General features: G+C 71.1%; 10 protein-coding genes. 5 read left to right on the top strand and 5 right to left on the bottom strand.

All coding sequences use genetic code 11. From position 1 onward, the window contains the following. Positions 1–49 precede the first annotated feature (49 nt). Positions 50–1,060, top strand: a complete 1,011-nt coding sequence (locus AOK00_RS14210) for a hypothetical protein (RefSeq protein ID WP_254047365.1) — start codon at positions 50–52, stop codon at positions 1,058–1,060. 127 nt (positions 1,061–1,187) lie between these two features. Here the strand turns inward: AOK00_RS14210 and AOK00_RS14205 are convergent, their stop codons facing one another. Further along, positions 1,188–1,820, bottom strand: coding sequence for a class I SAM-dependent methyltransferase (locus tag AOK00_RS14205; RefSeq protein WP_055600678.1), 633 nt, complete (start codon positions 1,818–1,820; stop codon positions 1,188–1,190). A 46-nt stretch (positions 1,821–1,866) separates the two neighbouring features. After that, on the bottom strand, positions 1,867–2,274 hold the full coding sequence (locus tag AOK00_RS14200) for an ATP-binding protein (protein ID WP_055600677.1): 408 nt from the start codon (positions 2,272–2,274) through the stop codon (positions 1,867–1,869). 84 nt (positions 2,275–2,358) lie between these two features. On the opposite strand from AOK00_RS14200, the gene AOK00_RS14195 reads away from it, so the two are divergent. The 4 genes from AOK00_RS14195 to AOK00_RS14180 are packed head-to-tail and all read left to right on the top strand — an operon-like array spanning position 2,359 to position 4,337. After that, complete coding sequence (locus tag AOK00_RS14195) at positions 2,359–3,207, top strand: helix-turn-helix domain-containing protein (RefSeq protein WP_055600676.1); 849 nt, start codon at positions 2,359–2,361, stop codon at positions 3,205–3,207. Next, positions 3,167–3,451 (top strand): DUF397 domain-containing protein, encoded by a 285-nt coding sequence (locus tag AOK00_RS14190; RefSeq protein WP_055600675.1) that lies wholly within the window; start codon positions 3,167–3,169, stop codon positions 3,449–3,451. The genes AOK00_RS14195 and AOK00_RS14190 overlap by 41 nt, the downstream gene beginning before the upstream one ends. Positions 3,452–3,453: 2 nt before the next feature. Then, the gene (locus AOK00_RS14185) at positions 3,454–3,915 is read left to right on the top strand and encodes a hypothetical protein (protein ID WP_055600674.1); all 462 of its coding nucleotides are present in this window, start codon (positions 3,454–3,456) and stop codon (positions 3,913–3,915) included. After that, positions 3,912–4,337, top strand: coding sequence for a hypothetical protein (locus AOK00_RS14180; RefSeq protein WP_055600673.1), 426 nt, complete (start codon positions 3,912–3,914; stop codon positions 4,335–4,337). The genes AOK00_RS14185 and AOK00_RS14180 overlap by 4 nt, the downstream gene beginning before the upstream one ends. A gap of 72 nt (positions 4,338–4,409) precedes the next feature. Here the strand turns inward: AOK00_RS14180 and AOK00_RS14175 are convergent, their stop codons facing one another. From AOK00_RS14175 to AOK00_RS14165, 3 genes are all read right to left on the bottom strand, one after another. Beyond that, positions 4,410–4,844 carry a DUF4259 domain-containing protein gene (locus AOK00_RS14175; protein ID WP_055600672.1) on the bottom strand — a complete coding sequence of 145 codons (435 nt, stop codon included), beginning with the start codon at positions 4,842–4,844 and terminating at the stop codon, positions 4,410–4,412. A 239-nt stretch (positions 4,845–5,083) separates the two neighbouring features. Beyond that, positions 5,084–5,623, bottom strand: coding sequence for a hypothetical protein (locus AOK00_RS14170; protein WP_159041759.1), 540 nt, complete (start codon positions 5,621–5,623; stop codon positions 5,084–5,086). 68 nt (positions 5,624–5,691) lie between these two features. Next, entirely contained in the window at positions 5,692–6,273 is a 582-nt protein-coding gene (locus AOK00_RS14165; RefSeq protein WP_055600670.1) for a hypothetical protein, read from the bottom strand. Positions 6,274–6,623: the final 350 nt, after the last annotated feature.

The raw sequence follows: 6,623 nt of genomic DNA, 5'->3' as shown, positions 1-6,623 counted from the left end.
AGTAGGTGTCGAGGCGCTCGGGGACGAGCTTCCCGGCCCGTGATCCGGCGTGTTCCCTGCCGAGCTCCTCGTACTCGCCGAGCGCCTCGACACCTACTTCGCGACGATCTCCAGGCCGTACGCCGACAAGGTGTACTGCGACGCGGTCCCGCGCCTCACCTACCTGCGGGGGCTCCCGGCCACCGTCGACAAGGACCTCCTGGGCACCCGGCCGGCCAAGACCGACGAGCCGCTGGCCCACTCCCTCTACGAATGCGGGGCCGCCGGCATCGGCAACGCGACCTACGAGCCGGACCCCAGGGAGAGCTTCAACGAACTCCTCAAGACCTTCCCGAAGTCGACGTACGCGCCCAAGGTCGCACCGGCCTTCGAGGCGTCGATCAAGACCCGGACGGACGCCCTCGCCGGGGGCGGCACCCCCTGCGACACCACCAAAGAGCTGCACGTGATCGGCGCCTCCCTCGACGGCATGACGGACCCGTCGCTGGAGGGCGCCGCGGACCAGGCCGACGCGGCGGTCCAGAAGGGCGACTTCGCCTGCGGGACGGACCAGTTCAAGGACAAGGACTTCAAGGCCGCGCTCGACACGATGACGGCGTACGCGAAGGACTACCCGAGCAGCCCGCAGGCCGCGCAGGCGCGCGCCGTCGCCATCGCCGCCGAGATCGCCGAGGAGGAGCCCGCGGCGGGCGGCAAGCTGCCCTCGGGCGACGTGCCCGGCGGTTCGCGGATGGTGATGGTGGTGAGCAACGACGGCCCGGGCGAGGTCGAGCTGCTCTACACCGGTCCGATGACCGGCAAGGTCACCCTGAAGGCGTGCGGGACCTGCACCAAGTACCCCGGCCCGATCCTCTCGCAGGGCAAGAAGATCAAGGCCTGCACCGGGCCGTCCTCGAAGTACCCGAAGACGACCCTGCTGCTGCCCGCCGGTGACTACCACTTCCTCCAGAAGCGGGCTTCCACGGGCACGTCCACGGCCGGCGACACCAAGTCGAGCAAGGCGAAGATCGAACCGGGCTACAGCTACACCAACTGCCTGTACGTGACCTCGGGGTTCTGACCTCGGGTTCCGACCCCTCGGCGAGCAACGTCCCGGCGGCCGTCCCCTTCCGAGGGGGCGGCCGCCGGTGCGTCCACGGCCGTGGGCCGCGGGATGCGGGCCGCCGGCCCGCCCCTGCGCCCCCGGCTCAGCTCCGGCGGCGGAGCACCCGCAGCGAGTCCGTGACCGAGACCTCCTCGAAGTCGCCCGACTCCAGCGCGCGGAGGTAGATCCGGTACGGAGCCTGGCCGCCGTCCTCCGGGTTCGGGAAGACGTCGTGGATGACCAGCAGGCCCCCGGGAGCGACCTTCGGGGCCCAGCCCTCGTAGTCGTTGGTGGCGTGCTCGTCGGTGTGCCCGCCGTCGACGAACACGAACCCGAGCTGTCCGCCCCACACCTTCGCGACCTGCGGCGACCGCCCGACCACGGCGATGACGTGCTCTTCGAGACCCGCCTTGCGCAGCGTCCGCCGGAACGTCGGCAGGGTGTCCATGAGCCCGACCTCCGGGTCCACCACGGTCTCGTCGTGGTACTCCCACCCCGGCTGCTGCTCCTCGCTGCCCCGGTGGTGGTCCACGGTCACCGCGACCGTCCCCGCCTGCCGCGCCACGTCGGCCAGCAGGATGGTGGAGCGCCCGCAGTACGTGCCGACCTCAAGGAGCGGCAGCCCGAGCTTCGCGGCCTCGGTGGCCGCCGCGTACAGGGCGAGCCCCTCACCGACGGGCATGAAGCCCTTGGCGGCCTCGAAGGCGGCGAGGATCTCGGGCGCGGGCTCGGACATGGTGACTCCTACTGGCGGGTACGCGGGTGACGGCGCCCATCGTGCCCTACGCGTCGCACTCGAACCACACCGTCTTCCCGCCGGCCCGCTCGTCTACCCCCCACCGGTCCGTCACGGCCTCCACGAGCACGAGCCCCCGCCCGCCGGCGTCCAGCGGATCAGCGGCCTTCGCGTGTACGGCCCCGGGGACGTCGTCGGCGACCTCGACCCGGAGCCCGTACGGCTCGCGCAGGATCAGGACCGAGCACCGGCGGCCGGGCACGTGCCGGACGACGTTGGCGACGAGCTCGGTCAGCGCGAGGGTGGCGGATTCGGCCGTCCGGTCGAGCTCCCAGCGCGTGAGGAACATGCGGAGGATGCGGCGCATGTGACCGGCGGAGTGCTCACCGACGGTGAACCGCATGCGGTAGCTCGTCGCAAGTGCCGCAGGGTAGAGGTCTGTTGCCTGATTCATGCCACCAGGCTGGACGGGTTTCGTTACGCTCGGCTACGGCCTGAACACAACGCCTCACCGTGTGAGCTTGGGGGTGACCACGCCTTGGTCAACATCCGCAGCCTCGATCCCAGCGCCTCGCCGCTGGACTACTACGGAGCGGAACTTCGCCGGCTGAGAGAGGAGGCGGGGCTCAGCCAGCCGCAGCTCGGCAAGATCTTGTACTGCACGGGCTCGCTCGTGGGGCAGATCGAGACGGCGAAGAAGGTCCCGACGAGACGGTTCTCGGAACAACTCGACGCGGCGTTGATGACGGGTGGGCTGTTCTCGCGGCTGGTGGGGCTGGTGCTGAAGAGCCAGTTGCCGACGTGGTTCCAGCCGTACGCGGAGATGGAGGCGAGAGCGACGTACATCTCCTCGTTCCAGCCCCAACTGGTCGTTGGGCTGCTCCAGACGGAGGCGTATGCCCGTGCCGTTCTTGGCGTCAGGACGGATGGAGACCTCGACGGCAGGGTCGCCGCCCGAATGGAGCGACAGCGGATCCTGAGTGGGGAGACTCCCCCTCTGATGTGGGTCGTGCTGACGGAGGCGGTGCTCCGTCAGGAGATCGGAGGCAAGGCGGTGATGAAGGCCCAACTCGCCCATCTGTTGCGCATGCAGGAGCACGAGTGGGTGAAGATCCAGATCATGCCGTTCACGGCCGGCGCGCATGCCGGGATCATGGGCGAGTTCAACCTCCTGCGCTTCGACGGCGACCCCGATGTCGTCTACACGGAGGACTTCGTGCAGGGGCATATGACCGCTAATCCAGCCGCATTCAGGGAGGGCTCGCTCCGTTACGATCACCTGCAGGCCGCTGCACTCTCGGTCGAGGGTTCGGCCACACTGATCGCCCGTGTCATGGAGGAACAGTATGGGGACCGACCAGAACCTGACGGGCGCGCGTTGGCGTAAGTCCTCGTTCAGCGGCGACACCGGGGGCAACTGCATCGAGTGCGCCCCCCTCGGCGCCGCCGCGTGGCGTAAGTCCTCGTACAGCGGCCCCAACGGCGGCGACTGCATCGAGATCGCCGACCTCGCCGCCCACATCGCCGTCCGTGACTCCAAGAACCCCGAAGGCCCCGCCTTCCTCGCCACCCCCGCCGCCTTCACGGCCTTCGTCGCGGCCGCCGCCGAGGGGCGTATCGGCGGGCGCTGATCATGGCGACCCTCATGGGGACGATGATCCTCGCCATCGGCCTGCCGGCCTGGGCGGGGATCACGTACGTCGGGCTGGTCCGGGCCCGGCGGGGCGATGAGCTGCCCCAGCCCCGGCTGCCCCGGCTCCGTCGCTCGCCCGCCAGGAAGGCCGCCCGGGTCGCCGGGCTCGCCTACCTCGCGGGTGGCGCGGTGCACGTGTACGGGCTGTCGTACCTGCCGTTCCTCTTCCCGGAGGACGCGTGCTGGTTCGGTGTGGGGATCAAGGCCCACCCGGACTCCAGCAGCGCGCTGCCCGTGAGCCTGGTGTGCCACGGGATCGAGGTCGTCCCGTGGTGGGTCAACCCCGGTCTCCTCGTCTTCGCGGTCACCGCAGTCACCGCGACCGTGACGAGCGTCGTGCTCGCCCTGCGGCATCGCGCCGATCACCGCCGGACCGAGGAACGAGGAGCGAGAAGCGCGTGAAGGACATCGAGTTCGACCTGCCGCCCAAGGCCGCGCCGGACGTCGTCGCCCGGCGGAACCACGTGGCCGACGAGGTCTGCCGGGCGCTCGCCGGGGCCGGGCTTCCCGTCCGCAGGGGTGACCTCGACGGAGGCTCGTCGGGCACCCCCGGCGCGGTCGTCCATGTGGATCCCCTGGCCGATGGCGGCGGGGTGTACGTGGACTGGGAGACGGGCGATGAGCTGCGGACGGCGGCGATGGAACTCTTCGCGAAGGGAATCGACTACGCGGATCCGCCGCAGGTCGTGCGCCACAACAGGGACGTCCACGCGTTCATGCAGGAGGCCCTGTCGGGGATCCTCGCCTCGGCCGGGTTCGAGGTGGGGAAGCCGGATCCGCACACCCACGGAAGCGCGGTGTCCGTGAAGGGTGGCCGGCCGTGACGCCCGGGATCGAGACGACGAGTGGGCAGCCGCCGGGGGCCCGGGGGTCGGAGGCGACCGCGGGTCGGGGCGTCAAGACCCCGCCTCCGTGTCCGCCCCCGCCGCCGTCTCGGCGAGCACGGCGCGCAGCTTCCGGACCACCGCCTTCCACTGCTCACCGTCCGACTCCTCCCAGAGTTCGAGGAGTTCGGAGGGCTCGGTGAGGATCCGGTCCAGGGCCGTCACGGCCTGCGGGCGCAGGTCGGCCGGGAGGGGCGGCAGGGGGTCCTTCGGGGCGTACGAGGTGGTGATCGGGTCACCGCCGGGGCACTGGGCGGCGAGGAGGGCCGCCGAGGCGATCGCCTCGTCCGCCAGGTCCGCGTCCAGGTAGTCGTCGCCGGTCTCGATCACCTCTCGGAAGGCCGTACGCAGCACCTCGGCCTTCTTCTCCGCCGGTGCCTCGTCCACCCGGTACGAGAAGTCGGCGGCGGTGTCGTTGTCGAAGGGGCCGATGTCCCAGGTGCCCATGGCGTACCCGCTCTCTCCGTGCTCGGTCGTTCCGCTGTACCGACAGCGTGGCAGGCACCACTGACAACGCCGTTCCGGAGTCGGAGTCCTGCGCTTGGAGCCCGGTCATGACGACGGAGGACGACGTGGACGGCCTCGCCCGCATGTGGATCGGGGCCGTAACGCCGTCCCGGTCGACGGCGATCGGGCCTTTCGGCGGGTAGCCGCCGTCACGGCCACCGCCCGACGGGTGAGAGCGGTCAGCACGCCTCGCGCGCGACGTCCTCGAACGCTTCTCTCGTCATCGCGCCGCGATCGGTCAGCACCTCTCCGACGGGCAGGGCCGCGAGTTGCCCGGCGTCGAACGTCACCGAGGCCCGGTAGGCGTAGGAGTCGTCGGGATCCGCGAAGTCCAGCTCGTACGAGTAGCCCGGCCGCAGGGTCTGTGGACCCCGGACCTCGGCCGCCCACTCCGCGGGCGGGGCGAACAGCGGGAAGTCCGCGGCCGCTCGCACCCCACGGGTGTCCCAGCCGATCCAGGGCTCCTCCCTCCTGGTCCCCTCCGATGCCGTGCCCTGCTCCGCGGGCTCTTCCTCGGTTGCCTCCGCGCCCGCCTCCGTCGCGCGGGCGGCCGTGCCCCGCAGCCCGGGGCCGCGTACCCGGCCGTCGTCGCACGATCTCAGCAGCGCGTGCGCGGTGCCCTGTTCGTCCACGTACACCGCCGCCAGAGTCCGCAGCTCCGGCGAGCAGCCCGCCACGGTCAGCGCGATCACGCCGCTCAGCGCCGACGCGAGACACACGCGGACCACGGTTCTCGTCCGGACCCCCATCGCTCCGCCCCTCCTGCCGGTCCGCCGTCCCGGCCCGCTCAGTCCTCGACGCCCAGATCCTCGCGCATGGTCTTCTTCAGCGCCCCCACGTAGGGCCAGACCTCCTGGTGGAGGTCCGCTTCCATCGTCGCCAGCTCCTCCGCGTACGTCGCGGGGTCCGCCGTGTACTTCCGGAGCTTCCCGTAGGCCTCGTTCAAGCGCTTCTTGGCGGCGCTGGAGGAGCGCGACACCACGTTCGGGACGATCATCTGGGACTCCGCGTAGCTGTCCCGGTAGGCCAGCCTGGCCGCCTCCAGGTTCTCCAGGGAGGCGGCGACGCCCTCACCGCGTCCCAGCGCGTGGAGATGGTTGGTCATCTCCGTCAGGTACTGGCGCGCGGCGGTGTTCAGCGTGATGTAGCAGGTGCGCCGGCGCTCCAGGCTCTCGCGCTGTCCCTGCCGGGCTTGCTCCGCCCGGAGCAGCTCCTCGGCATGACCGCGTTCCTCGCGCCGCTGCTCGGCGGCGGCCTGGAGCTCCATGCGTTTGGTGCGGTCCGCGCGGCTCTGCGTCAGGAGCGCTGCTCCCAGAGTTCCCGCCACGCCGACCACGGCGATCAGCAGTGCCGTCCAGCTCGCGCCCATGTTCCCCCCTGCGTACGGTCTCTTCTCCGCGACGATGCTGCCACAGGGCGTGTGCGGAGGTGGGGGAGAGGGCCGCGCGGTGCGGCCGGTTCGGCGGGGTCGCGCGGGCCGGTGCGGGCCCTCCCGGCGGGCGTCGTCGCTCACGCGGAGGGGGATTTCCCACCCGCATCTGACCTTCCGTCAGAATGGAACGTGTTCTAGTCTGCCGCGCATGGGCATCGCCATCACGCACGAACAGCGGGAGCTCGCCCGATCCGTCCGGGGCTGGCTCCAGCGCGCCGTACCGCCCGGTGGCGGTGTCGGGGACGTCCAGGTGCTTGCGGACTTCCCCGGGCGGTACGGCGCGCTGG

The organism is Streptomyces aureus, assembly GCF_001418135.1.
GTDB classification, from domain to species: Bacteria; Actinomycetota; Actinomycetes; order Streptomycetales; family Streptomycetaceae; genus Streptomyces; species Streptomyces aureus_A.
Note: the sequence above shows the minus strand (reverse complement) of the source record. Positions and strands in the feature narration are given on the sequence as shown.

What these genes read in the sequence shown, in the direction of transcription:
- AOK00_RS14185 (WP_055600674.1), top strand. Translation starts at nt 3,454, where the DNA reads ATGGCGACCCTCATGGGGACGATGATCCTCGCCATCGGCCTGCCGGCC.
- AOK00_RS14200 (WP_055600677.1), bottom strand. Translation starts at nt 2,274, where the DNA reads ATGAATCAGGCAACAGACCTCTACCCTGCGGCACTTGCGACGAGCTAC.
- AOK00_RS14175 (WP_055600672.1), bottom strand. Translation starts at nt 4,844, where the DNA reads ATGGGCACCTGGGACATCGGCCCCTTCGACAACGACACCGCCGCCGAC.
- AOK00_RS14190 (WP_055600675.1), top strand. Translation starts at nt 3,167, where the DNA reads ATGGGGACCGACCAGAACCTGACGGGCGCGCGTTGGCGTAAGTCCTCG.
- AOK00_RS14165 (WP_055600670.1), bottom strand. Translation starts at nt 6,273, where the DNA reads ATGGGCGCGAGCTGGACGGCACTGCTGATCGCCGTGGTCGGCGTGGCG.
- AOK00_RS14205 (WP_055600678.1), bottom strand. Translation starts at nt 1,820, where the DNA reads ATGTCCGAGCCCGCGCCCGAGATCCTCGCCGCCTTCGAGGCCGCCAAG.